The 26032-nt window shown below is 67.4% G+C and carries 23 protein-coding genes; 14 read left to right on the forward strand and 9 right to left on the reverse strand.

The window, feature by feature from the left end; translation table 11 throughout:
* Window positions 1–783: a ribose-5-phosphate isomerase RpiA gene (rpiA, locus tag EV656_RS10125; protein WP_132603212.1), complete on the reverse strand. Its 783-nt coding sequence runs from the start codon at window positions 781–783 to the stop codon at window positions 1–3.
* A gap of 72 nt (window positions 784–855) precedes the next feature.
* Window positions 856–1290, reverse strand: a complete 435-nt coding sequence (locus EV656_RS10130; protein WP_132603215.1) for a MarR family winged helix-turn-helix transcriptional regulator — start codon at window positions 1288–1290, stop codon at window positions 856–858.
* Window positions 1291–1366: 76 nt separating this feature from the next.
* Here EV656_RS10130 and EV656_RS10135 point away from each other — a divergent pair, with 76 nt between their 5' ends.
* From EV656_RS10135 to EV656_RS10185, 11 genes are all read left to right on the forward strand, one after another.
* Window positions 1367–1810, forward strand: a complete 444-nt coding sequence (locus EV656_RS10135) for a hypothetical protein (protein WP_132603218.1) — start codon at window positions 1367–1369, stop codon at window positions 1808–1810.
* A gap of 72 nt (window positions 1811–1882) precedes the next feature.
* Window positions 1883–3259 carry an L-serine ammonia-lyase gene (locus EV656_RS10140; protein ID WP_132603221.1) on the forward strand — a complete coding sequence of 459 codons (1377 nt, stop codon included), beginning with the start codon at window positions 1883–1885 and terminating at the stop codon, window positions 3257–3259.
* 299 nt (window positions 3260–3558) lie between these two features.
* Window positions 3559–4323 (forward strand): enoyl-ACP reductase FabI, encoded by a 765-nt coding sequence (gene fabI / locus EV656_RS10145; RefSeq protein ID WP_132603224.1) that lies wholly within the window; start codon window positions 3559–3561, stop codon window positions 4321–4323.
* Between the two features lie 12 nt (window positions 4324–4335).
* The gene (locus EV656_RS10150) at window positions 4336–6780 is read left to right on the forward strand and encodes a DUF3141 domain-containing protein (RefSeq protein ID WP_132603227.1); all 2445 of its coding nucleotides are present in this window, start codon (window positions 4336–4338) and stop codon (window positions 6778–6780) included.
* Window positions 6781–6814: 34 nt separating this feature from the next.
* Window positions 6815–7468 carry a 3-oxoacid CoA-transferase subunit A gene (locus EV656_RS10155; RefSeq protein ID WP_132603230.1) on the forward strand — a complete coding sequence of 218 codons (654 nt, stop codon included), beginning with the start codon at window positions 6815–6817 and terminating at the stop codon, window positions 7466–7468.
* Entirely contained in the window at window positions 7468–8124 is a 657-nt protein-coding gene (locus tag EV656_RS10160) for a 3-oxoacid CoA-transferase subunit B (RefSeq protein WP_132603233.1), read from the forward strand. The genes EV656_RS10155 and EV656_RS10160 overlap by 1 nt, the downstream gene beginning before the upstream one ends.
* 219 nt (window positions 8125–8343) lie before the next feature.
* Window positions 8344–9468 carry an extracellular solute-binding protein gene (locus tag EV656_RS10165; protein WP_132603236.1) on the forward strand — a complete coding sequence of 375 codons (1125 nt, stop codon included), beginning with the start codon at window positions 8344–8346 and terminating at the stop codon, window positions 9466–9468.
* A gap of 113 nt (window positions 9469–9581) precedes the next feature.
* Window positions 9582–10682, forward strand: coding sequence for an ABC transporter ATP-binding protein (locus tag EV656_RS10170; RefSeq protein WP_132603339.1), 1101 nt, complete (start codon window positions 9582–9584; stop codon window positions 10680–10682).
* Window positions 10679–12055, forward strand: coding sequence for an ABC transporter permease (locus EV656_RS10175; protein WP_132603239.1), 1377 nt, complete (start codon window positions 10679–10681; stop codon window positions 12053–12055). Before EV656_RS10170 ends, EV656_RS10175 begins: the two co-directional genes overlap by 4 nt.
* On the forward strand, window positions 12052–12906 hold the full coding sequence (locus tag EV656_RS10180; protein ID WP_132603242.1) for an ABC transporter permease: 855 nt from the start codon (window positions 12052–12054) through the stop codon (window positions 12904–12906). The genes EV656_RS10175 and EV656_RS10180 overlap by 4 nt, the downstream gene beginning before the upstream one ends.
* Before the next feature lie 15 nt (window positions 12907–12921).
* Entirely contained in the window at window positions 12922–13845 is a 924-nt protein-coding gene (locus EV656_RS10185; protein ID WP_132603245.1) for a CehA/McbA family metallohydrolase, read from the forward strand.
* 16 nt (window positions 13846–13861) lie between these two features.
* Here EV656_RS10185 and EV656_RS10190 read toward each other — a convergent pair whose 3' ends face one another.
* From EV656_RS10190 to EV656_RS10210, 5 genes are read right to left on the reverse strand one after another with little or no spacing between them, the layout of a single operon-like run.
* Entirely contained in the window at window positions 13862–14668 is an 807-nt protein-coding gene (locus EV656_RS10190; protein ID WP_132603248.1) for a carbohydrate ABC transporter permease, read from the reverse strand.
* Window positions 14665–15558, reverse strand: coding sequence for a carbohydrate ABC transporter permease (locus EV656_RS10195; protein WP_132603251.1), 894 nt, complete (start codon window positions 15556–15558; stop codon window positions 14665–14667). Before EV656_RS10195 ends, EV656_RS10190 begins: the two co-directional genes overlap by 4 nt.
* Window positions 15559–15609: 51 nt before the next feature.
* Window positions 15610–16863, reverse strand: a complete 1254-nt coding sequence (locus EV656_RS10200) for an ABC transporter substrate-binding protein (RefSeq protein ID WP_132603254.1) — start codon at window positions 16861–16863, stop codon at window positions 15610–15612.
* 12 nt (window positions 16864–16875) lie between these two features.
* Window positions 16876–17973: an ABC transporter ATP-binding protein gene (locus EV656_RS10205; protein ID WP_132603257.1), complete on the reverse strand. Its 1098-nt coding sequence runs from the start codon at window positions 17971–17973 to the stop codon at window positions 16876–16878.
* Entirely contained in the window at window positions 17970–18740 is a 771-nt protein-coding gene (locus EV656_RS10210) for a DeoR/GlpR family DNA-binding transcription regulator (protein WP_242469052.1), read from the reverse strand. Before EV656_RS10210 ends, EV656_RS10205 begins: the two co-directional genes overlap by 4 nt.
* A 167-nt stretch (window positions 18741–18907) precedes the next feature.
* On the opposite strand from EV656_RS10210, the gene EV656_RS10215 reads away from it, so the two are divergent.
* The 3 genes from EV656_RS10215 to EV656_RS10225 all read left to right on the forward strand — a co-directional run bounded on the left by EV656_RS10215 (window position 18908) and on the right by EV656_RS10225 (window position 25229).
* Window positions 18908–21064, forward strand: coding sequence for an esterase-like activity of phytase family protein (locus tag EV656_RS10215; protein ID WP_132603263.1), 2157 nt, complete (start codon window positions 18908–18910; stop codon window positions 21062–21064).
* 140 nt (window positions 21065–21204) lie between these two features.
* Window positions 21205–24111, forward strand: coding sequence for a cation-translocating P-type ATPase (locus tag EV656_RS10220; protein ID WP_132603267.1), 2907 nt, complete (start codon window positions 21205–21207; stop codon window positions 24109–24111).
* Window positions 24096–25229, forward strand: coding sequence for a methionine adenosyltransferase domain-containing protein (locus tag EV656_RS10225; protein WP_132603270.1), 1134 nt, complete (start codon window positions 24096–24098; stop codon window positions 25227–25229). Before EV656_RS10220 ends, EV656_RS10225 begins: the two co-directional genes overlap by 16 nt.
* Before the next feature lie 3 nt (window positions 25230–25232).
* Here EV656_RS10225 and EV656_RS10230 read toward each other — a convergent pair whose 3' ends face one another.
* Window positions 25233–25727 (reverse strand): hypothetical protein, encoded by a 495-nt coding sequence (locus tag EV656_RS10230; protein WP_132603273.1) that lies wholly within the window; start codon window positions 25725–25727, stop codon window positions 25233–25235.
* Window positions 25720–25992: a DUF5132 domain-containing protein gene (locus EV656_RS10235; RefSeq protein WP_165918991.1), complete on the reverse strand. Its 273-nt coding sequence runs from the start codon at window positions 25990–25992 to the stop codon at window positions 25720–25722. The genes EV656_RS10230 and EV656_RS10235 overlap by 8 nt, the downstream gene beginning before the upstream one ends.
* Between the last annotated feature and the right edge of the window lie 40 nt (window positions 25993–26032).

The raw sequence follows: 26032 nt of genomic DNA on the forward strand, positions 1-26032 counted from the left end.
TCAGAGATCGTTGAACAGGTTGTCACCTTCCAGGAAGTCGATCTTTTCTTCCTCGACGGTGCCGGCGTTGATGTCGCGCACCTCCACCTTGCCATCGCCGTGACCGACGACAACCACGTCGCAGATATCGATGAACAGCCCGTTTTCAACCACCCCCGGGATCTGGTTGACGACCAGCGACAGCTGCCGCGGATTGCCGATCCGTTTCAGGTGCAGGTCCAGGATATGATTGCCCTCATCGGTGACAAACGGCGCCTCGCCGTTCATGCGCAGCGTCACCTCGCGGCCCATCACGTCCAGGTTTATCAGCGCCTCGTCGATCAGGGCGCGGGTGGTCTGCCAGCCAAAGGGGATCACCTCCACCGGCAGGGGGAAGGCGCCCAGCGTGGCCACCTCTTTGGCGGTGTCGGCGATCACGATCATCTGATCGCTGGCGGTCGCCACGATCTTTTCCTGCAACAGCGCGCCACCGCCGCCCTTGATCAGGTTCAGGTCGGCGTCGAATTCATCGGCCCCGTCGATGGTCAGGTCCAGCCACTTGGCCTCATCCAGCGAGATCACCTCGATCCCCACCTGCCGGGCCAGTTCGGCCGTGCGCACAGATGTCGGCACGCCCTTGATCTTCAGCCCGTCCTCGCGGACCATTTCGCCCAGGCAGCGCACCATCCAGGCCGCTGTCGATCCGGTTCCGAGGCCGACACGCATGCCGTCCTCCACGAAATCGACCGCGCGCTTGGCCGCGGCGAACTTAGCCTTGTCGATGGGGGAAAGCTCTCCGGTCATCGCCTGTCTCCTCTCTCCGTTGCCCTGTTATAGGGAATGTGCGGAAGCGCTGCGAGGGCCAATTGCGGCCCCCTACTCGGCCTGCTGCATCTGCGCGATGACACGGCGCATCAGGTCGTTGAACAGCGCGGTTTCCTCTGGCGTCAGATCGGCCAGCGCCTGCCCGTTCTGTGCCGCCGCCGCCTGGGTCGCTGGGGCCTGCAATTGGCGCGCCCGATCCGTCAGATAGATGCGGCGGGCGCGGCGGTCCTGTTCGTCGGGGCGGCGCAGGATCAGGCCGTCGCGTTCCATGCGCGACAGGGTATTGGCCATGGTGGCCTGCTCGACATCCAGCCGCGCCACCAGGTCGCGTTGGGTCAGACCGTCTTCGCGCCACAGCTCCAGCAAGGTCATGAACTGCGCGGGCGCCAGGCCAAGCGGCGCAATCCGCCGCGCAAGGCCGCGTTCGAACAGCCGTGCCATGTGGTTGGCCAGGAACCCGGCGGATGTCTCGCGGGAAAACTCCATGGGACATGAATGCACTTCAATAGCACGCTATGCAATGCTATATTCAACAGCATGCTATCTTAATGGGAGAATCGCCATGTCACCGAAATTGCACGCCGCCGCGGGAACCTTGGGAATGGGGCTGATCGCGCTGTTCTGGACCTCGACCGTCTGGGTCGAGCTGTTCGGCACGCCCCAGGGCATCGCCACCGTCAAGACGAACATCGTGCAAGGGCTGTGGCTGCTTGTGCCCGCGCTGGCCGCCGCCGGGATCGGCGGCGCACAAAGCGCCCGCAACCGCCGTGGCCCGATCATTCAGGCCAAGACCCGCCGGATGCGCATCGCCGGGCTGAACGGCCTGCTGATCCTGGTGCCCAGCGCCCTGTTCCTGGCGGGCAAGGCGCAGATGGCCGATTTCGACGGCGCGTTCTATGCCGTTCAAACGGTCGAGCTTCTGGCCGGGGCGGTCAACATGCGCCTGTTGTGGCTGAACCTACGGGACGGCCGCGCCATGGCCCGCGCCCGCGTCGCGCAACGCTAGCGACCTACAAACGGTCGCAACCGGGCTGGACGCCCGCCCCTGCCGTGCCAGTTTGGGGCAAGGAGGGCGTCCATGTTCCTATCGGTTTTCGACATCTTCAAGATCGGCATCGGCCCGTCATCGTCGCACACGATGGGGCCGATGGTTGCCGCCGACCGCTTTCTGGGGCTGTTGCGCAACTCGCCCTTTCATGCCCATGGACTGCGGGCGGTTCTGCATGGCTCGCTGGCCTTTACGGGGGTGGGGCACGCCACCGACCGGGCGGTGATCCTGGGGCTGGACGGTCTGACGCCGGACAACTACGACGCCGCGGCCGCCGAAAAGGCGCTGGCCCGGATCAAGGGCCAACGGCAGGTGCGGCCCGATGGGTTGGGCGCACTGTCCTTCGACCCTGCCCGCGACCTGATCTTCGATTACGACACCCCCCTGCCCGGCCATCCCAACGGCATGACCTTGCACGCCACCGATGCGCAGGGCGACGTGATCCTGACCGAACATTACTATTCCATCGGTGGCGGCTTCGTCCGGACAGAGGCCGAACTTGCCGCCGGGGATGTCCGCAGCGAGGGGGGCGCGGACGTGCCCTACCCCTTCCACTCTGCCGCTGAAATGCTGGCCATGGCCGCCCGCTCGGGCAAGAGCATCGCGCAAATGAAACGGGCCAACGAGTTGAAATTCATCGGCCCGGGCAAGCTGGACGCCGGCCTTGCCCGCATCTGGGCAGAAATGTCGGACTGCATCGACCGGGGCCTGTCCACCGACGGCGTCCTGCCCGGCGGGCTGAGCGTCCGCCGCCGCGCGCATGCAATCCACCAGGCCTTGCAGGCCGAACACGGGCTGAACCTGACCGCCCCGCACACGATCAACGACTGGATGAGCGTCTATGCCATGGCGGTGAACGAGGAAAACGCCGCCGGCGGGCGTGTCGTGACCGCCCCCACCAACGGCGCGGCGGGCGTGGTGCCTGCGACGATCCGCTATTGGCTGGACCATGTGCCGGGCGCGCATCCCGACCGGGCGGGCGATTTCCTGCTGACCGCGGCGGCCATCGGCGGGCTGATAAAGGCCAACGCCTCGATTTCCGGCGCCGAATGCGGCTGCCAGGCCGAGGTGGGATCGGCCGCGGCGATGGCGGCGGCAGGATTGGCCGCCGTGCTGGGCGGCACCCCGGAACAGGTCGAAAACGCGGCCGAAATCGCGCTGGAACACCACCTGGGCATGACCTGCGACCCGGTAAAGGGACTGGTCCAGGTGCCTTGCATCGAACGGAACGGGCTGGGCGCGATCAAGGCGGTCTCGGCTGCGTCCCTGTCCCTGCGCGGGGATGGCCAACACTTCATGCCGCTGGACAACTGCATCGAGGCGATGCGCCAGACCGGCGCGGACATGAGCGAGAAATACAAGGAAACCGCCCTGGGCGGTCTGGCGGTGAACGTCCCGAACTGCTGATACGGGCCAAGCATGCCCCGACGCGATCAAGCGACGGACCATCCGCAGGCGGCCCTGCGCCGCCGAATCAAGGCGCCTTGCCATCACCCCGGCGCAGGGAACGGGCGCCTCCAACCTGCCAGGAAAGGATCGCGTCGCCCGATTGCATGCGGCGCGATCCAACAGGACGAACGCCCAGATCGCCGCACCGCAACGGCAGGATCGGAACCAAAGGGACCGTGCCCCTGCGATTTCACGGAACTGTTACCTCTTCGACATGCGCGGCGTCTATGCTGCACCTGCACAATAGCGAGGTATTCATGTTCTCTCTCGAAGGTCAGACAGCGCTGGTGGTCGGCGTCGCGAACCGCAATTCCATTGCATGGGGATGTGCCAAGGCGTTGCAGGCCCAGGGCGCGCGGCTGGCGATAACCTGGCTGAACGACAAGGCAGAACCCCATGTCCGCCCCCTGGCCGAGGAACTGGGGGCCGAGATCATGGGCCCGCTGGACGTGCGGAACGAGGCGCAGATGGACGCGCTGTACGCCGAGATCACCGAACGCTGGGGCAAGCTGGACACGGTGTTGCACTCCATCGCCTTCTGCCCGCGCGACGATCTGCACGGTCGCGTCGTTGATTGCTCGGCCGAGGGGTTCGGCCTGGCGATGGACATTTCGGTGCATTCCTTCCTGCGGATGATCCGCCGGGCCGAGCCGTTGATGCCCAAGGGCGGCACCTGCATTACCGTGTCCTTCCAGGGCGCCAGCCGGGTGGTCGAACATTACAACATCATGGGCCCGGTCAAGGCCGCGCTGGAATCGGCGGTGCGCTACGCGGCTGCCGAACTTGGGCCGCGCGGCATTTCGGTTCACGCACTCAGCCCCGGGCCGCTGGCCACGCGCGCGGCCTCGGGCATTGCCGAGTTCGACGAATTGCTGGACGCCGCCGCGCACCGTGCCCCCACCCATCACCTGGCCACGATCGAGGATGTGGGCGCCTACTGCGCCTTTCTTGCCAGCCGCGAGGCATCGAACGTGACGGGCGGTGTTCACCCCATCGACGGCGGCTACGGCATCGTCGGATAAAGGACAGATATCATGGAACAGGCCCGCCCCCGCCCCTCTACCCTGGATGCCGCCGACATGATCGCCGCCACCCTTGGCGGCATCGGCCAACTGCCGCAGGAGCGCCTGGCCGCGCTTGGCGCGCAGGCCGGCGAGGCACTGGACGGCGCGCACCTGATGCGCGAGGTCGCCACCAAGCATGGCAGCGCCATCTTCGACGGCCATACCGCGCGGGCGCGCAAGGTGCTGGAGCGGCTGACCGAGACCGGCACCGCGATGGCCCAGACCGGCACCCACCCCGCCGCCGCCTGGACCGCCTATACCCGCGATGCCGCCGAACGCTGGCTGCTGACGCTGGACCTGCTGCGCGAACGCGGCGACATCTCCCGCGCGCATGAGGCCGCTGGCTGCCCGCCGGTGCTGATCTACGAATACGAGGTGATCGTCGACGGCGCCGACCTGCCCCATCCGTGCAATTATCAACTGCTGCGCATCCTGCCGCCCGAGGGCTGCGAGGTGCATGATTTCAAGCGCCCCTACATCATCATCGACCCGCGCGCGGGCCATGGCGGCGGCATCGGCGGGTTCAAGCCCGACAGCCAGGTCGGCGTGGCGCTGCGCGATGGCCACCCGGTCTATTTCGTGGCCTTCAAGCGCGACCCGATCCCCGGCCAGACGCTGGCCGATGTCACCCGCGCCGAGGCCGAGTTCGTGCGCGAGGTCACCCGCCGCCACCCCGACGCGGCCAAGCCCGTGATTACCGGCAACTGCCAGGGGGGCTGGGCCACGCTGCTGTTGGCCGCGATGAACCCCGACCTGACCGGCCCGATCGTGCTGAACGGCGCGCCCGTCGCCACCTGGTCGGGCGAGGTCGGCCGCCACCCGATGCGCTATAACGCGGGCGTGCTGGGCGGCACCTGGCAGCCGATGATGTGGGCCGATCTGGGCGGCGGCGTCTTCGACGGCGCCAACCTGGTGATGAATTTCGAGATGCTGAACCCCGGCCGCACGATGTTCCGCAAATACGCGGACATGATGGCCAGCATCGACGATCCCGGCGCGCGTGCCCGTTTCCTGGAGTTCGAGCGCTGGTGGGGCGGCTTCTTCATGTTGAACGAGGCCGAGATCCGCTGGATCGTCGAACAGTTGTTCGTGGGCAACCGGCTGACCAAGAATACCGCGATGCTGGAACCGGGCCGTCTGGTCGATATCAAGCAGATCCGCGCCCCGATCATCGTCTTTGCCAGCCACGGCGACAACATCACGCCCCCGCAACAGGCGCTGAACTGGATCCTGGATGCCTATGCCGGGGTCGATGAAATCCGCATCCGCGGCCAGCGCATCGTCTACATGGTGCACGAAGAGGTCGGCCATCTGGGCATCTTCGTTTCCTCCAAGATCGCCAAGAAGGAACACGCCGAGGTCTCCTCGACCCTGAAAACGATCGAGGCGCTGGCGCCGGGCCTTTACGAGATGAAGATCGACGCGGTCGAGGGCGCGGGCGCGGACAAGCAGTTCCTGGTCAGCTTCGCCGAGCGCAGCTTTGCCGATATCGAGAAGCTGGGCGGCGACCGCGACGAAGAGGCCGCCTTTGCCGCCGTGGCGCGGGCCAGCCAGATGCAATCCGAGGCCTATGACACGCTGGTCCGCCCCGCGATCCGTGTCATGGTCAGCCCGCGCGCCGCGCAGGCCAGTCGCGCGCTGCATCCCCTGCGCGCCCAGCGGGCGGCGCTGTCCTCGCTGAACCCGGCGATGGCGCCCGTCGCGACCGCGGCCGAAAGGATCCGCGCCGAGCGCCACCCGGTCGATCCCGCCAACCCGTTCCTCAAGATGGAACAGCTGGCTATCGACATAACGGAACAGTGGATCGACCTGGCCCGCGACATGCGCGACGCGGCCTACGAGATGAGCTTCTTCGCGCTGTGGAACAACCCCTGGGCGCGGGCCTTTGGCCAGCCGCTGGCCCTGCGCCGCACCCGCAAGAGCGCGGACGAGTTGCGCGCCCTGCCCATGGTGCAAAGCGCGCTGTCCCATATCGAGCTGGGCGGCTTCGTCCAGGCGGTGATCCGCATGCTGGTGTTGCTGGCCGAAAGCCGCGGCGCGGTGCGGCGCGACCGGCTGGAACGTTCGGCCCGCGTGCTGAACCAGGACGCCCCGTTCTGCGACCTGCCGATGGAGGCCCGCGCGCAGATCATCCACGAACAGACCCTGATCGCGACCTACGACCCCGACGCCGCCATCGCCGCCCTGCCCCGCCTGCTGCCCGACGCGGCAGAGCGCGAGCTGGCCGCGCGCGTGGTGCAATACGTCCCCGGCCCGATCGACGAGATGGCCCCGCACACGCTGGAAATGCTCAACCGTTTCCGCGCGGCGCTGGAACTGGGCCCGGTGTCCCAGGACGTGCTGGACGACCCGCTGGCACCCCCGGCCGCCGCCACTGACCGCCCCGCCCAGGGCGGCGGAGAGGCGGCAGAGTGACCCGGCCCGTTCCCTGTCCCCGCGAGGTGCCCGCATGAAACGCGCGATCCGCCCCGAAGAAGCCGCCGAAATGATCCCCGAAGGGGCGTTCCTGCTGATCGGCGGGTTCATGGGGGTGGGCACGCCCCACCGCCTGATCGACGCCATCGTGGCCCGCGGCGTGGGCGGTCTGACCCTCGTCAACAACGACACCTGCCGCCCCGGTCAGGGGGTGGGCAAGCTGATCGATGCCGGGTTGGTGGACAAGGCCATCGTCAGCCATATCGGCCTGAACCCGGTGACCCAGAAAAAGATGATCGCCGGCGAAATGCAGGTCGAACTGGTCCCCCAGGGCACCCTTGTCGAACGCATCCGCGCGGGCGGCGTGGGTTTGGGCGGCGTGCTGACCCCCACCGGCGTCGGCACTCTTGTCGAAGAGGGCAAGCAGGTGCTGGACATCGACGGGCGCAAATTCCTGCTGGAAAAGCCGATCCGGGGCGATTTCGCCCTGCTGGATGCGCGACAGGCCGATTACGTGGGCAATCTGGAATACTCGCTGACCGCCCACAACTTCAACCCGATCATGGCGCTGGCCGCCGATACGGTCATCGCCGAGCCGCATCATATCATGCCCGTTGGCGTGATCTCGCCCGACGCGGTGAAAACGCCGGGCGTGCTGGTCGATTACCTGCTGGAAAGGGCGCATTGATGGACGCCAAGGAAATCATCGCCCGCCGCGTCGCCCAAGAAGTGCAGCCCGGCATGCTGGTCAATCTGGGCATCGGGCTGCCCTCGATGGTGGCCAATTTCGTGCCGGACGATCTGCATGTCTTTTTCCAGGCGGAAAACGGCGTGATCGGCCTGGGCTCGCGCCCGCCCGAGGGGATGGAGGATCGCGATCTGACCGATGCGGGGGGCGGCTTTGTCACCGCGGTCCCCGGTGCGGCCTCCATCGACAGCGCGATGAGCTTCGGCCTGATCCGTGGCGGGCATCTGGACATGACCGTTCTGGGCGGATTGCAGGTGGACGAAAAGGGCCATCTGGCCAACTGGATGGTGCCGGGCAAGATGGTGCCGGGCATGGGCGGCGCGATGGATCTGGTGGCCGGTGCGAAACGCGTGGTGGTGGCCATGGTCCACACCGCCAAGGGCAACTCCAAGATCGTGCCCGAATGCACCCTGCCCCTGACCGCCGCGCGCCGGGTCAGCCTGATCGTGACCGAAATGGCGGTGATCGAACCCACGCAGGCGGGCCTTGTGCTGCGCGAACGCGGCCCCGGCGTCAGCGTCGAGGACGTGCAAGCGGCCACCGCCGCGCGGCTGATCGTCCAAGGCGACGTGCCGGAAATGACGCTGCCCGCCTGACCCTTTCGGCAACCCAAAATTGATACCGCCGCCCCGCGCCAACGCGCCAGGGGGCGGTTCCGGCGTGCGATCGCGCCCGATCGGCCCACTGACACAAACCCGGCCGCCTGTCGCGAAAATGTCACCGATATTAACGAGAAGAGCGGCGGAGGTGCCGGCGTCCCACACGGGATTCCCGGTGTCCGGCTCCGCAATCCTTTGGAAGAGGGGAAGAAACCCATGAAATTCACGCGCCGTTCCGTCCTGAACCTGACCGCCGCCGCCGTGGCCGCGCCCGCCGTGCTGCGCGCCCATGACGCGCTTGCCTCTTCGGGCAGCGTCAAGGTCTATGCCTGGCAGGACTACATCCAGCCCAACATCGCCGAGAAGTTCGAGGCCGAAACCGGCATCAAGCTGGAACTGACCACCTATGGCTCGAATGACGAGGCCCAGTCGACCGTGCGCGCCTCGGGCGGGACCGATTTCGACATCGTGTTCCCCTCCATCGATACGGCGGTGAACTACCTGGACGAAAACGGCGACAGCTACTTTGCCCCGATCCCGGAAACCGTCAACGTCGAGAACATCTTTGCCAGCTTCCTGCGCGACAGCGTCGCCCTGGGCGCCACCCACCAGGGCAACCAGATCCTGCTGCCCTTCGACTGGGGCACCGAGGGCATCACCCTGAACCGCGGCAAGCTGCCGATCGCGGATGCCGACATCTCCTTCGGCGACCTGTTCCTGCAAGAGGCCGCGACCGGCGCCGCCGCCTTCCGTCAGAAATCGGTCATCATGGGCGCGGGCCTGTATCTGGACGCCACCGGCGAGGTGCCGTCGAACCGCATGCTGGACGTCTACAAGTCCGAGGATGAGGCCCGCCGCGTCTGGGGCGCGATCACCCAGTGGATCCTGGCCCACAAGGAAAACTTCGGTGCCTTCTGGAACAACGCGACCGAGGCGACCGCGGCCTTCAAGGATGCCGGCTGCGTCATCGGCCAGACCTGGGACACCACCGGCCTGCTGCTGAACCGCGAGAACCCCGATTTCGTCTACCGCGCCCCGAAAGAAGGCATCATCACCTGGATGGACACGATGGGCATGCTGCGCGGCGCGCCGAACCCGGAACAGGCCGTGGCCTTCATGAACTTCATGCTGACGCCGGAAATCGGCGGCATGTTCGCCAACAACACCGGCTACAACTCGGCCGTGATCGGTGCCGCCGATTTCGCCAGCGAAGAGTTCAAGCGCCAGTTCAACGAAGTCTACACCGACGACGTGCTGGGCAACATGTGGTGGTGGCAGGCCTCTACCCCGTTCTTCGACCCGATCCGCAACGAGTACGTCGAGATCATCACCAACGCCTGATGGCGTTTCGGGCGCCCCCCGCGGGGCGCCCGTTCGAACCGGGGGGCCGCCCGTAACCGGGCGGCGCCTTCGGCGAGGGTATTTTGACCAAGAAGAAAGGGGGCGGGATCGCGATGCGTGGCAAGGACGTGACGCTTGAGAGGGTCTCGATCACCTATCCGAACGGCTTTACTGCCGTGCAGCCCACCGATCTGCAGATCGGGGCGGGCGAGTTCTTTTCGATCCTGGGGCCGTCGGGCTGCGGCAAGACGACGATCCTGCGTGCGGTTTCGGGGTTCGTGTCACCCAGCACCGGGCGCATCCTGATCGGCGGCGAGGACCAGGCAGGCCGCGCCCCGAACGCGCGGCCGACCGCGCTGATCTTTCAGAACCTGGCGCTGTTTCCGCTGATGAGCGTGCGCGACAACGTGGCCTTCGGGCTGGAGGCGCGCGGGATGGGCAAGCGCGAACGCCACGGCCGCGCCGAGGAATTGCTGGCGCTGGTGGCGTTGCAGGACCAGGCCGACAAGACGCCGCCCGAACTGTCCGGCGGGCAGCGCCAGCGAGTGGCCATCGCGCGCGCGCTGGCGGTGGAGCCGGCCGTCCTGCTGCTGGACGAGCCGCTGTCGGCGCTGGACCTGAAGCTGCGCAGCCACATGCGGGCCGAACTGCGCGCGATCCAGAAGAAGACCGGCGTCACCTTCATCTATATCACCCACGACCAGGGCGAGGCGCTGACCATGTCCGACCGGATCGCGGTGATGAATGCCGGCCGGGTCGAGCAGGTGGGCACCGCCGACGAGGTCTATTCCACGCCCGCGACGGCCTTTGCCGCGTCCTTTGTCGGGGAAAGCAACATCCTGAAGGGGCGGATCGCGCAGCTGCAAGAAAGCGAGGCGCAGATCCAGACCGCACTGGGCACGTTCCGCGCGCGCAACCCGCAGCGGCTGGCCGAGGGCGCGGCGGCCTATCTTTTCGTGCGGCCCGAGGCGATGCGGCTGGGCGGCCCCGGGAACACGATTTCCGGGCAGCTTGTCCGGCGCGATCTGGAGGGGCCGTTCGTCAACCTGTTCTTCGCCGCTGCGGGGCATGAACTGGTCGTGCACCAGACCAATACCGGCCCCCTGCCCAGCCAGCCCGGCGAGGCCGCGGTGCTGGGCTTTGCCCCCGCCGACGCGCTGATATTGCCCGAGGGGCCGCTGGCCGCCACCGGGCAGGAGTTGGCAGCGGAATGACCGACCTGATCCGGGGATACGGGCGCGCGCTGGTGGCGGTTTTTGCCGCGGTGGTGCTGATATGGGCGCTGCTGCTAATCCTGCTGCCGCAGGTCACGATGCTGGAACGCGCGATGACCGCGCCGAAACGGCAACTGGACAGCACCGTGGCCGGGGCCCTGGCCAACGATGCGCAGACCTGCATCGGGGTGTTGCAGGCCCAGGCAAAGGCCGCCGCCGCGCCGGCAGGCGTGCCCTCAATGGGGGGGATGGCGCGGCCCTCGGCGGGGATGGGCCTGCCCTCGATGGGCGGCGGCGGCACCGGGCGGCCCTATATCCTGCAATGCGACCGCACGGACACCCACCAGCCCCTGGTGCGGGCCTCTGGCACGGCGTGGCTGGATGAAACCTATGACCTGCCCCGCCTGCGGGTCGCGGCAACCGATCCGATCCCCCGCCAGATCGCAGCGGCAGAGGATATCCGCGACCGCGCCCGCGCCCTGCACGCCCGCCTGCTGACCCAAGAGGCGCAGGGCCTGGGCCTGACGGGCGCCAATTTCCAGGCGCTGTTCGCCGCGACGCGCATTCCGATGTCCGCAGACCAGCAACTGGCGGAAACCCGGGGGGCGAAAGGTGCGCTTTTCGCCGCAATGGGCCTGCAATTCGAACGGGATGGCGCGTTGTACAAACGGCTGTCGCTGATCACGCTGACGCGCACGCTGTCCTTTGCGGTGCTGGCCACGGCGCTGGCGCTGGTGCTGTGCTATCCCATCGCCTACAAGGTCGCGCTGGCCACGCCGCCCGATCGCGCGGTCTGGCTGTTTCTGGGGCTGGTGATCCCCTATGCCATCGTCGAGTTGATGCGCGTCTATGCCTGGACCGCGATCATCGACAACCGCGGCCTGATCAACAGCGCGCTGGACTGGATCGGCATGATCGACCTGGATGCGGGCCAGGCGATCCAGTTCAAACGGATGCCCGGCACCGTCTTTCTGGTGATCGTCTACACCTACGTCCTGTTCATGGTGTTCCCGATCTTCAACGTGATGAACACGCTGGACCGCAACCAGATCGAGGCCGCCCGCGACCTGGGCGCGCGGATGTGGCGGGTACATTGGCGCATCGTCATTCCCCACGCCAAGCCGGGCATCGCCGTGGGCTGTATCGCGACCTTCATGCTGGCGGCGGGCGCGTTTTCCGTGCCGCGGATCATCAGCCGCGGGCTGCAGGCGGAATGGTTCAGCCAGACGATCTATAACAAGTTCTTCGAGTCCGAGAACTCGAACATCGGGGCGGCCTATTCCTTTGCCTACACGCTGGTCTGTTTCGGCATCGTGGCGCTGTTCATGTGGGCGATGCGGACGCGGCTGAAAGATTTCGCGAGGGTGCAATGACATCGCAGCGCCTGCTGAACCTTTATACCGCGGCTTTCCTGCTCTTCATGTTCACGCCGCTGGTGCTGATGATTGTCAGCTCATTCAACAACATCTCGCCACCCTCGGTGTCGGAATGGCGGGGTCTGACGGGCAAGTGGTATGCCTTCTTCTGGATGGATCAAGAGGCGCTGCGCGCCGATCCGGTTCTGCGGGCGCTGGACCGGGACCGCTTTGTCGGATGTTTCGGCAATTCGCTGAAGGTCGCCGCAGCCGTTGTGCCGCTGGCGCTGGCGATGGGGCTGGCAGGCGCGGTATTCCTGACCCGCTGGCGGTCGCGGGCCAATGGCATCCTGTGGTGGGTGCTCTTGTCGCCGATGCTGGCGCCGGGGATCGTTCTGGGCCTGTCAGCGCTGGTGTTTTGGGGACGGCTGGGCGTGAACGCGGGGCTGTTCACCATCGTGATGGCCCAGACCACGTTCATCGCGGGCTATCCCATGCTGATCCTGATGGCCCGCCTGCAACGCCAGCCGGTCGAGCTGGAAGAGGCCGCGCTGGATCTGGGTGCATCGCCCTTCCGTGTGTTCCGGAGGATTACCCTGCCCTTCCTGGCGCCGGCCCTGGCCTCGGCGGCGGTGATCGCCTTTCTGGCGTCGATGGAAAACTACAACACCACGATGTTCGCCAAGGGCGGCGCCTGCACCTTTGCCACGGAAATCGGCGCGATGGCGCGCAATCCCAACGGCCACCCGCCCGTCATCAACGCGGTCGGCACCGTCATCATCGTGCTGACTGTGCTGGCCACGGTCCTGCACACGCTGCTGCAGCACCGCGAGGGGCGGGCCGGCAAAACCCGCCCCGCCCCGAAATAACCCGAGGAGAGCATCATGCGCCCCACCGCCTTTGCCCGGCCCGGCCGGTTCTACCGTGGCAACTTGCACACCCATTCCAACCTGTCCGACGGGGTTCTGGACCCGGCCGAGGTCTGCCGCCGCTATCGCGCCGAAGGCTATGACTTTGTCGCGCTGACCGATCATTTCATCGGCGAATACGGCTATCCCATCGTCGATACCGTGCCCTATCGCGACGATGGCTTCACCACGATCCTGGGGGCGGAACTGCATTCCGGCGCGATGGAAAACGGCGAGTTGTGGCACATTCTGGCCGTGGGGCTACCCGCCGATTTCGCGCCTGCCAACGCGCCGGGCTTTCACCCGGTCGCGGGGCAGGAAACCGGCCCCGAGATCGCCGAGCGGGCGCGCGCGGCCGGGGCGTTCGTCGCCATCGCGCACCCGCAATGGTCGGGCCTGACCCTGGCCGATGCCCGCAGCCTGGCCGCCGCCCACGCGGTCGAGGTCTATAACCACGGCTGCGCCACCGGGGCCGATCGGGCGGACGGGTTCCACACGCTGGATCTGCTGCTGTCCGAGGGGCGCGACCTGACCCTGGTCGCGACCGACGATGCGCATTTCAACGAACCCGACCATTTCGGCGGCTGGGTCATGGTCAAGGCCGAGGAAAACACGCCCGAGGCGCTGCTGACCGCGCTGAAGGACGGCGCGTTCTATTCCACGCAAGGCCCGGCCTTTCACGACCTGCGGGTCGAGGGCGACACGGTTCATGTCGAAAGCTCGGCGGTGGCGGCGGTGATCGTTCAGGGCCAGGGATCTGCGGCCCAGGCACAGCATGGCGACAGCCTGACCCGCGCCGAGGTGCCGCTGACGCGGGCCGCAGACAGCGCCTGGCTACGCGTCACGCTGATCGACCGGGCCGGACGGCGGGCCTGGTCGAACCCGATCCAGCGGGGCTGAACGTTCCTGCGGACGGCTACTTGATCCCCGCCCGCAAAAACGCCTGCACGAACTGCCGCTGGAACACCAGGAACAGCACCAGCAGCGGCGCGATCACCATGACCGTGGCCGCCGAGATCACCGAAATATCCACCCCGTTTTCCGGCGCGCCAAAGATCGACAGGCCCACGGTCAGCGGGCGGCTGGATTCGTTGTTGGTGACCACCAGCGGCCATAGGAAATTGTTCCAGTGGGTGGAAATCGAAACCAGCGCATAGGCCAGGTAGGTGGGCCGGGCCGCCGGAACATAGACCCGCCACAGCACGCCCAACAGCGAACAGCCCTCGACCCGGGCAGCCTCGTCCAGCTCTTTCGGCACGGATTTGAAGGCCTGCCGCATCAGGAAGATGCCAAAGGCCGAGGCCATGTAGGGCGCCCCGATGCCCAGGATCGTGTCCAGCAGGCCCAACTGCGTGGCGACCTTGTAATTCTCGACGATCAGCACCTCGGGCAGGATGAATAGCTGCAACAGGACCAGCACAAATAGAACATCCTTTCCGCGAAAATCGATTTGGGCAAAGGCAAAACCGGCAAGTGTGCACAGCAGGAATTGTCCGATCAGAACAATCGTGACCAAAAGAAAGGAATTCAGAAAATACCGCAGCCACGGCGCGCCCTCCCACGCGGTGCGGAAGTTGTCCAGCGTCCAGGCCGCGCCCAGGTTGAAGTTCACCGCATCCGTGCTGGCATGAAACGCCGCCCAGAACGCAAAGATCAGCGGCGATATCCAGATCGCGGCCAGGGCCAGCGCCAGCACAGGTTCCAGGCGGTTCAACAAGGTCATCGGTAATGCGTCCTGCGGTCGATCACGAAGAACTGGAACGCCGCCAGCGCCCCCAGAACGGCCAGCACCAGTACGGTCATGGCCGCCGCCGCGGGCGCGTCGAAAAAGGCAAAGGCGTTTTCCCAGATGTAATAGAGGATCAGCTTGGACGCGTCCGACGGCCCGCCCTTGGTCAGGATGAACAGATGGTCGATCAGCTTCACCGAATTGATCATCGCGTTGACCAGGATGAACAGCGTGGTCGGCATCAACAGCGGCAGCACGATCCGGCGGGTATAGGCCCAACGAGAGGCACCTTCGATCTGGGCGGCCTCTTTCAGGTCGGGCGGGATGGTCTGTAACGCGGCCAGGTAGAAGATCATGAAAAACCCCGCCTCTTTCCAGATCGTCACGGCGCAGACGGCCCACAGCGCGGTTTCCGGTTGGCCCAGCCAGTTGACGGAGGGCGCCCCGAACAGCGCGCCGATCTGATCCAGAACGCCGAAACCGGGCGTGTAAAAGAACAGCCACAGGTTGCCCGCCGCGATCATCGGCAGGACCGTGGGCGTGAAATAGGCGGTGCGCACGAAACTGCGGGCCGGGATTTTCGAATTCGCCCACAGCGCCATCGCCAAGGCCAGCGCGATGGAAATCGGGATCGTCACGCCCGCGTACAGCAGGTTGTTCTTGGCCACCAGCCAGAAGGTCGGGTCGTCGAACAGGCGCTGGTAGTTTTCCAGCCCCACGAACTCGGTCGGGCGTCGGCGGGTGCCGCGGGAAAACAGGCTAGTCCAGAGCGTCGCGACCGTGGGGTAAAAGGCAAAGGTCGTCAGCATCACCAGCGCAGGCGTCAGCAGCAGCCATCCGTGGATGGCGTGGCGGCGTCGGCGGAGGGCGGCAAGATCGGGCATGTGCAACCTTGAAAGACCGGCGCCGGGCGAACCCGGCGCCGGAGGTGGGTCTTACTGATAGGCCGACAGCAGACGCTCGGCGGCGGCCTGCGCCTCGGCCAGGGCCTCGGCGGGCGACTTGGTGCCGGTCAGCGCGGCCTGGATCGCGTTGTTCAGGCCTTCGCGCACGCGGGCGGTTTCAAAGGTCGAGAACTCGGCCACCGCATGTTCCAGCTGGTCGCGGGCGACCAGTGCCGGCGGGAACTCGGCGGTGTAGGCCTGCAACGCGTCGGTTTCATAGGCGGCGGGCGACACGCCCATATAGCCCGTGGCGATCGACCATTCGGCGGCCTTTTCCGGCGAGGTCATGAACTGGATCAGCTTCAGCGCGGCGGCTTTCTCTTCGTCGGTGGAGTCCTTGAAGAGGTAGAAGTTGCCGCCGCCGGTGGGCGAACCCAAGCGTTCGTTGGCGGGCAGCATGGCGACGCCGAAATCGAACTGCGCGTTGTTCTTGACCGCGGTCAGGTTGCCGGTGGAATGCCACATCATCGCCGTCTTGCCCTCAAGGAAGGCCTGGCGCAGGGTGCCCCATTCCACGGTGCCCTCGGGCATGATGCCGTGTTCGACCGACAGCGATTTCCAGAACTCCAGCGTTTCCACCACGGCCGGATCGTCGAAATAGGTGGTCAGCCCGTCGTTCGACATCACCTCTTTGCCGTTCTGGATCGCCAGCGCCTGGAACATCCAGTAGGGATAGCCGGTGGACGGGATCATCAGGCCATGGTGGTCGTCAGTGGTCAGGGCCTTGCCCATCTCGACCATCTCGTCCCAGGTGGTGGGCGCCTTTTCGGGGTCCAGGCCCGCCGCGCGGAACATGTCCTTGTTGTAATAGGCCACGATGGTCGAGCGCTGGAACGGCACGCCCCAGGTCTTGCCCTCGATCTGGCCGTTGGCCATCAGCGCGGGGTAAAAGCTGTCCAGCCACGCGGCGTCGTCGGTCACATCGTCGAAGGGCACGATCAGGTCTTGTTCGATCAGGTCGTAGGCATCGATCGAGAACATCACCGCCAGCTGCGCCGGTTCGCCCGAGTTCAGCGCCGACAGCGCCTTGATACGGGTGTCGTCGTAGTTGCCGGCATAGATGGCGTTGACGGTGATGTCGGGGTTGGCCTCTTCGAACTCGGCCACGATGCCGTCGACCACCTGGGTCAGCGGACCGCCCACGGCGATGGGGTAGTACATGGTCAGCTCGGTCTCGGCCAGGGCCGGATTGACAAGCGCCGTGCCCGCGGCGAGCATCATGGCGGCAGGTGCATAGCGAAGCATGGGTCTTCCTCTTCAGTCGGTTGACGGGTGGGGTTGGGGTGCCTTTCGGCTATCACGGGGTGCTGTTTGGCGACGGTCGCCCCCGTAATCCTGCTGCGGGTCCTTTTTGGCTTTGCCCGTCTGGGCGTCGAAAAGGACCCGGTGTTCCTGTGGCAAATGCAGCCCGATCCGCTGGCCCGGCCGCCAATCGGCATGGCCGGGCACCGACAGGATCAGGCCGCGCGCGGCCGGGTGATCCACGATCAGATGCGTCGCGGCGCCCATATACTCGACCTCGCACACGATGCCGGCCAGATCGGGGACGCTGGCGGCGGGCGACAGATGCTCGGGCCGCAGGCCGATCAGGGCGCCGGGTCGGCCCAGGGCCGCCCCCTCGACAATTGCCATGGGCGGATCGCCGATGAACTCTGCCGCAAAGGTGCTGACCGGATCGGCATAGAGCGCGCGGGGGCTGCCCACCTGTTCGACCGCACCGTCGCGCATCAGGACCACCTGGTCGGACAGCGACATCGCCTCGGTCTGGTCGTGGGTGACATAGATCACCGTCAGCCCCAGCCGCCGCTGCAAACCCTTGATATCGCGCCGCACGGAATGGCGCAGCTTGGCATCCAGGTTGGACAGCGGTTCGTCCATCAGGCACAGCGGATGGCCCGACACCACCGCGCGGGCCAATGCCACGCGCTGGCGCTGGCCACCGGACAGGGCGGCGGGCTTGCGCCCCTCCAGCCCCTCAAGGCCCAGCATGGCCACGGCCTGGGCCAGTTTTGCCTCACGCTCGGCCCGCTGGACCCGGCGCACCCGCATCCCGAACAGGATGTTCTCGCGCACACTAAGATGCGGGAACAGGGCGTAGGACTGGAACACCATGGACAGGCCCCGGTCCGAGGCCGGGCGGGCGGTCATGTCCCGCCCCGCGATCCGCACGCACCCCGCATCCGGCGCCTCCAGCCCCGAGATCAGGCGCAGGAGCGTAGACTTGCCGCAGCCAGAGGGGCCCAGGATCGACACGAACGCGCCCTCTGGCACCGCAAGCGAGACATCGCGCACGCCCCCCTTGCCGCCCCATTGGCGGGTGACAGCCTCCAGCGTGACATAAGGCGTGCCGGTCATGGGCGGGCCTCCTCTTCGGCGGCGATCAGCAGCCGGTCGGCCAGGGGGTCCAGCAGGGCGGCATGGGTACCCTCGGGGCGGCGATCCAGAACGATCATGTCCTGATCGGCCAGCCGCCCGCCCACGGCGGCGGCGCGGCGGCCGAACTTGGTGCTGTCGGCCACCAGGACAGAGCGGCGGCTGTTCGCCCGGATCCGTTCGCGCGCGCGCACCTCGGGTTCGTGGAAATCCAGCAAACTGCCGTCGCTGTCGATGCCGCCTACCCCGTAGATCCCGATATCGGCCCGATAGGCCGAAAAGACCCCGATCGCCGCTGCATCCAGGAAATCGCGGTCGGGCAACCGCATCTCGCCGCCGGGCAGGACGATCCGGTTCGTGGTATTTTCCGACAGCGCCATCGCGGCGTTCAGGTTGTTGGTGACGACCGTCAGCGCCTCTTTGCCGGTCAGGGCCTGGGCCACGATGGCCGGTGTCGTCCCGATAGAGATGAAGACCGTCGCACCATCCGGCACCAACCCTGCCACCACCCGCCCGATGGCCTGCTTGGCCTCCAGGTTCAGGACGGCGCGCGCGGCATAGGACATGTTGGCGCTGCCATCGATGAATTCGGCCCCGCCATGCAGGCGGCGCAGCTTGGATTCCTCGCACAGCGCGTTCAGGTCGCGGCGGATCGTGTGGGCGGACACGCCCAGATCTGCCGCCAGGCTGTCCACCATGACCCGCCCCTGCCGCTGCGCCGCGGCGAGAATCGCTGACCGTCTGTCCATAAGCGCACCTCTCATGCTCATATGAGCATTCCGGCGTAACGCCGTGATGACGGATCAGACCGGCGGGGCCGCTCCGGCGCTTTCGCGAAAGCGACATGTTTCCGACACCCACCTGTTACCTGCGCACCTCATCACCGAAGGACATTCATCCATCGACGAGGATTCCCATGACCGCACGCCTTCTGGGCCTGACCTCGGTTCTGGCGCTGGCCGCCGGTACCGCGGGCGCCGACATGAACTTCAACCGCATCGCGTCCTTCCCGGTCGTGATGAACATGGCCGAGGGCGAGGACATCGCCCGCGAAAGCTCGGCCGAGATCATCGACGCCACCGCGGACGGCATGACCCTGGTCTACACCGACAGCCCGCTGGGCGTGCTGGGCATGATCGACATCACCGACCCGGCCAACCCCGCCCCCAAGGGCAACATCGCGCTGGATGGCGAACCGACCAGCGTGGCCGTGATCGGCACCATCGCCTTTGCCGGGGTGAACACCTCGGACAGCTATACCGATCCCTCGGGCAAGATGGTCGCCATCGACACCGCCAGCGGCGACGTGATCGGCGAATGCGCCCTGGTCGGCCAGCCTGACAGCGTGGCGAAATCCCCCGATGGCAGCTTTCTGGCCGTGGCGATCGAGAACGAGCGCGACGAGGATCTGAACGACGGCATCATCCCGCAGATGCCCGCCGGGTCGCTGCAGCTGGTGCCGGTGAAACGCGGCAACCTGGATTGCGGCGGCATCAAGACCGTGGACCTGACCGGCCTGGCCGAAATCGCGCCCAGCGATCCCGAACCGGAATACGTTTCGATCAATGCCGAGGGCGAAATCGTCGTCACCATGCAGGAAAACAACCACCTGGTGGTGGTGTCCAAGGATGGCGAGGTGCTGTCGCACTTCTCTGCCGGGGCGGTTGACCTGGAGGGCATCGACGCCACGGACGAGCGCGGCGCACTGATCTTTACCGAGTCCCAAGAGGGCCGCAAGCGCGAGCCCGACGCCGTGACCTGGATCGACGACACCCATTTCGCCACCGCCAACGAAGGCGACTACGAGGGCGGCTCGCGCGGGTGGACGATCTTTAGCCAGGATGGCGATGTCGTCTATGAAAGCGGCACCAGCTTTGAACATGCGATCGTGCAGATCGGCCACTACCCGGACAAGCGGTCGGATGCCAAGGGCGTGGAACCGGAATCGGTGACCTTCGGCACCTTCGACGGCACGCCGATGGTCTTTGTCGGGGCCGAGCGTGCCTCGGTCGTGGGGGTCTATGACGTGACCGACCCGGCCGCCCCGGTGCTGGCCCAACTGCTGCCCTCGGGCGTCGGGCCGGAAGGCTATGTGGTGATCCCGCAGCGCAACCTGCTGGTTTCGGCCAACGAGGCCGACCTGATCGAGGATGGCGGCGCCCGCGCCCATGTCATGCTGTTCGAATACCAGAACGGCGCGGCGGTCTACCCGCACCTGACCAGCGCGGGCATGGACGAACTGACCGGCTGGGGTGCGATTTCCGGCATGGTCGCCGATGCGGACGGCATCGTCTGGGCCGTGAACGACAGCTTCTACGGGTTCCAGCCGACGATCTTCAAGATCGACACCACGCAAACTCCGGCCCGGATCGTCGATGCGATCCGAATCACCCGCAAGGGTCGCCCGGCGCAAAAGCTGGATCTGGAAGGCATCACCCTGGACGGCAATGGCGGGTTCTGGGTCGCCTCCGAGGGCCGCACCGACCGCGTGGTCCCGCACGCGCTGTATCACGTCAACGCCAAGGGCGAGATCAAGAAAGAGATCGGCCTGCCCGCGGAACTGATGGCGGTGGAAAAACGCTTCGGCTTCGAAGGGATCACCAAGATCGGCGACACCCTGTGGATGGCCGTGCAGCGCGAGTGGAAGGACGACCCCAAGAACCACGTCAAGCTGGTGTCCTACAACATCGAGACCGGCGAATGGGGCGCGGTGCGCTATGAAAAGGCACAGCCCGAAACCGGTTGGGTCGGCCTGTCGGAAATCACCGCCCACGGCGACTACGTCTACGTGGTGGAACGCGACAACCAGCACGATTTCCGCGCCGTGACCAAGAAGATCTACCGCATCCCGCTGGCCCAGATGCAGCCCGCGCCCTTGGGCGGCGATCTGCCGGTGGTGTCCAAGGAACTGGTCCGCGACCTGCTGCCCGACCTGACCGCCACCGGCGGCTATGTTCTGGACAAGGTCGAGGGCCTGGCCATCGCCGAGGACGGCACGATGTGGGTGTCCACCGACAATGACGGCGTGGACGACCACTCGGGCGAGACGATGTTCTTTGCGGTCAAGCCGTAAACGCGCGGCAGCCCCTTCCCGCCAACGAACGGCCCCGCCCGGTGCGGGGCCGTTTCGATTCCGGGCATCACCCCCGTTCGCCGCGCCTTTCCTGCGCCGAATTTGACCCCCGTCATAGGCACAGCCCCCCGGAACATGCCATGATGGGGGTGTTGCCCTTGTCCGGACAGGCGCCCGAGATGCCCGCCGTCACCGTCCATCACCACTCGCCCAGCGGCCGCGTTCGCCTGAGCGTGCCGCGCATCCGGGATCGCCCCGCGCTTGCAGCCCAGGTTCAGGCGGCTTTGCAGGCCCGCCCCGAGATCCGCCGATGCCAGGCGCGCGCCTGGTCGGGCAGCGTCATCCTGCACCTTGCCACCCCTCTGGACACGGACCGGATCGTGGCGACGATCCGTCAGGCCCTGGCCGCCCCCCCGACCCAGGGCACGCCCCGCCCCGATCCGCAAGAGCGCGCCTGGCACAGCCTGAGCGCAGAGGCCGCCGCGCAATTGCTGCACACGAACCCCGGCACCGGCCTGACCGCGCAAGAGGCCGCCGCGCGGCTGGAACGGCACGGCGAAAACCGCCTGCCCGGTGGCACCCGGCGCGCGCCCCTGTCACTGTTCGCGGAACAGTTCGAAAGCCTGCCGGTCGCAATGCTGATGGGCTCGGCCGTCGTGTCGGTCGCCACCGGCGGGGTTGCCGACGCGGTGGCGACGATGTCGGTGGTGCTGATAAACGCGACCTTCGGCTTCGTCACCGAGGGCCAGGCAGAGGCCTCAATCAGCCAGTTGATGGACAGTTCCAGCGAAACGGTCACGGTGATCCGCGACGGCGCCGAGGTGACACTGCGCGCCGCAGAGGTCGTGCCGGGCGACATCCTGCATGTGCGCCCCGGGCGGGTGATCGCCGCGGATGCGCGGGTGCTGGCGGCGGATCGGCTGAAGGTGGATGAATCCGCCCTGACCGGGGAAACCCTGCCCGTATCCAAGACCCCCGATACCCGGGTCGCGCCCGACGTGCCGATCGGCCAGCGTCCGACCCTGCTGCATGCCGGCACCCTGGTATCCGAGGGCGAGGGCCGCGGGCTGGTCGTGGCGACCGGCGCGCGCACCGCCTCGGCGCAGATCGCCTTGCTGAGCGAAAGCGCCGCCCGCCCCCGCGCCCCGGTCGAGGCCGAGCTGGACCGGCTGGGCGAGGTGCTGGTCAAGCTGTCGCTGACCGCCTGCGGGGTCTTCTTTGGCATCGGCTGGATGCGCGGCATGGGCCTGTCGATGATGCTGAAGGATGCGCTGGCCCTGGCCGTCGCCGCCGTGCCCGAGGGGCTGCCGGTGGTGGCGACGACAACCATGTCCATCGGCCTGCGCCGGATGGAAAAGCGCGGGATCCTGGTGCGCAGGGTCGATGCGGTGGAAAGCCTGGGCGCCTTGCAGATCCTGTGCCTGGACAAGACCGGAACGCTGACCCGCAACCGCCTGCAAGTGGTCGAAGAAGAGGTCGCCGGCGGCGACGCGGCACGGGCCATGCTGTTGCAGGTGGCCGCGCTGAACAACACCGCCGAACCGGAACCGCAGGGCGCGACGGGATCGTCGGCAACCGAACGCGCACTGCTGGATCATGCAATGGCGCAGGGCGCAGACGTGGCCGACCTGCGCACCGCGCGGCCCCGCACCGCGATGATCGAGCGTACCCCCGACCGCCCCTTCATGGTCACCCGGCACGGCGGCGCGGGGCCGGGCGTGCTGGTCAAGGGCGCCCCCGAAACCGTGCTGGGCCAGTGCAGCGCCCTGTGGGATGGCACGCCCCTGGACGCGGCCGCGCGCCACCGCATCCTGACCGCGAACGACCGGCTGGCCGCGCGCCCCGCCCGCGTGCTGGGCTTTGCCGCGGGCGACGAAATCGACGAGGAGCGCGTCCCGCGCAACCTGCGCTGGCTGGGCCTTTTGGCGATGGTCGACCCGCTGCGCCCCGGCGCCGCGGATTTCATCGCCGCGATGCACCGCGCCGGCATCCGCACGATCATGATAACCGGCGACCAGGCAGCCACCGCCGCCACCATCGCGCGCGAATTGAACCTGTCCGACGGCGGACCGCTGCGCATCATCGACTCGCCCGAGATTTCGCAGATGACGCCGGAGCTGCTGGGCGGGGTGGCGCGTAACGCCCATGTCTTTTCCCGCGTCAGCGCGGCGCAGAAACTGGCCATCGTGCAGGCGCTACAGGCGCAGGGCGCGGTGGTCGGCATGACCGGCGACGGCATCAATGACGGCCCCGCGCTGAAGGCGGCCAATGTCGGCATCGCCATGGGGGCCAGCGGCACCGATCTGGCCCGCGACGTGGCCAACGTGGTGATCCGCGACGACGAGTTGTCGACGCTGGTCGATTCCATCGCCCAGGGGCGCGCGGTCTATCGCAACATCCGCCGGGCGCTGGAATTCCTGATCGCCACCAACCTGTCGGAAATCGCCGTCGGCATCGTCGAGGCCGCCCACGGCCCCGGCGAGCTGGAATCGCCGATGGAGCTGCTGTGGATCAACCTGGTCAGCGACGTGCTGCCGGGGCTGGGCCTGGCGCTGGCCGATCCCGACCCGGACGCGATGGCCCGCCCGCCCCGTGCGGTGGACGAACCCGTGATCCCGCCTGCGCATTTCAAGCGGATGACCCAGGACGGGGGCATCATCGCCGCCTCTGCGCTGGTGTCCCATTTCATCGGGCTGGCACGCTATGGCCCCGGCCCGGAAACCCGCGCGATAACCTTCCTGTCGCTGTCGCTGGGCCAGCTTCTTTATGCGCTGACCGCGCAGCGCAGCGACGTGCGCAAGTTGCAGACCGGGCGGTTGCTGGAAAACCGGATGCTGGACGGGGCCTTGCTGGTGTCCGCCGGGCTGGCGGTGACGCCCTTCTTCCTGCCGCCATTGCGGCGGCTGCTGCAGATCGCGCCATTGGGACCGGGCGCGACCGCGGTGGGGCTGGCGGCGGCCGTGGCACCCGCAACCCTGGTGCTGGCCGGCAAGAACAACCGGCTGCTGCCCGAAACGCTGGAGGTGAAACCATGCGCGACTTCGTGATGACATCCGAGTCCGTAACCGAGGGCCACCCGGACAAGCTGTGCGACCAGATCAGCGACGCGGTGGTCGATGCCTACCTGTCGGCGGGGCTGCGCGCAGGCGTTGTGGCCGAATGCGCCATGGCAACCGGGGTGACCTTTCTGTCCGTGCGCGCGGGGGCCGAGGCGCCGGTGGACCTGGCGGCGCTGTGCCGCCGGGTGATGGCCGAGGCGGGCCATGCAGACCCCGGACAACCAACCGTGATGCTGGACCTTGCCCATGCCCCGGAACTGGCAGAGCGCGCGCTGGCCGCCGATCGCGCCCGCCACATGGTCAGCGCCTTTGGCTATGCCTGCGCGGACGGGCCAAACGCCATGCCCCTGCCCATCGCTACCGCACACCGTATCGCCGAGGTGCTGGACCTGGCCCGGCGCGAGGGGCGGCTGGACTGGCTGTCGCCCGATGCCCAGGCGCAGGTGGCCGTGGCCTATCGCGACCGGCGCCCGGTGGCGCTGCAAGCCATCGCGCTGAGCCTGGGCCATCACCGCCCGCTAGAGACACCGACGATGGCCGATGCCCTCCGCACCCAGGTTCTGGACCCGGCCCTGGCCGACAGCCCCGTGCCGATCACCGCCGACACGCGGATCGTCACGATCCCCGCAGGCGGCCCCGCCGGCCCGCAGGCGCATTCGGGTCTGACCGGGCGGAAATCTGCGGACGATGCCTATGGCAGCTTTATCCGGCGCGGCGGCCCGGCGCTGAGTGGCAAGGATCCCTCACGCATCGACCGCATTGCCGCCTATGCCGCGCGGCAGGCCGCCCGCGCGGTCGTCACCGCCGGGCTGGCGCGCGAATGCGAGGTGCAGCTGTCCTATGTCGTGGGGGACGAGGCGCCGGTCACGGTCGAGGTCGATACCTATGGCAGCGGCACGACCGCGGACGCGACGATCTCGGGCAGGGTGCACGCGGTTGCCGATTTCCGCGTCGGCGCGATTGCCGAGCGGATGGGGCTGTGGGATCTGCCCCGGCGACGCGGCGGACGGTTCTATCAGGATCTGGCGCGCTATGGGCATCTGGGCCGCGACGCTCTGGCCCCGCCATGGGAGGACGTGACGGACCTGGCCCAGGCGCTGGCCTGAGCGCTACGCCGTATCCCCGCCCTGCGGCGCGTTCAGCAGCGACAGCGCGCCCAGGGCCAGGGTGGTCGCCGGCCCCGCGATCCGCCCACGCGCCAATTGCATCAGCGCGGCAACCAACAGCAGCAGGGCAATCGCCGTTTTCAGGTCCAGCGCGGCCTCTGTCCCCTTGCGGATCTGGAAATCCGCCTGGGCCAGGCCCAGTTGCACGGTCTGGCGAACCGGCGGTCGGGCCACGGGGGGCTGGCGGCGGATCAGGTGTGCGGCCTCCATCTCGGCCAGGACATCGGCGGCAGGCAGGCGGGTTTCGACGATCACGCTGCCCGTCATGGGGCGGGCAAGGATACGCTCGACACCCGGCGCGGTGGCCAGCCGCTGGGCCAGCGCCTGCATCGCCGCGGCATCCAGGGGTGTTTCCACCCGCAGACGCGCGCGGCGGGACGTGACATGCGCCACCTGCACCGGCAGCGGCGCAGGCTCGGCCGAACCCGTGTCAGGCATCCTGGGTGTCGGCCGGCGGGGCGGCCTCCGCTTCGGCGGCAGCGCGTTCGGTGGCCATCTCTTCGCGGACCTCGGCGACAATGTCCTCGACATGTTCATAGGCCTCGGCGCCTGCCTTGCGGAATTCGTCATAGGCGACGGCGCCCGTGCGGATACCGGCACGCACCAGCGGGCGCCCGGCCCGGCCAAGGGCCGTCGCCACGCCCGGGATCAGCGCCACTGCGCCCACGGCAACCGCCGCCCCGATGAAGAAGTTCTTGCTCACGTCTGCCTCCTGAGCACAGGCCCGCCTGGCGGACCCTTCG

It is taken from the genome of Rhodovulum adriaticum, assembly GCF_004345735.1.
Lineage (GTDB): Bacteria > Pseudomonadota > Alphaproteobacteria > Rhodobacterales > Rhodobacteraceae > Rhodovulum > Rhodovulum adriaticum.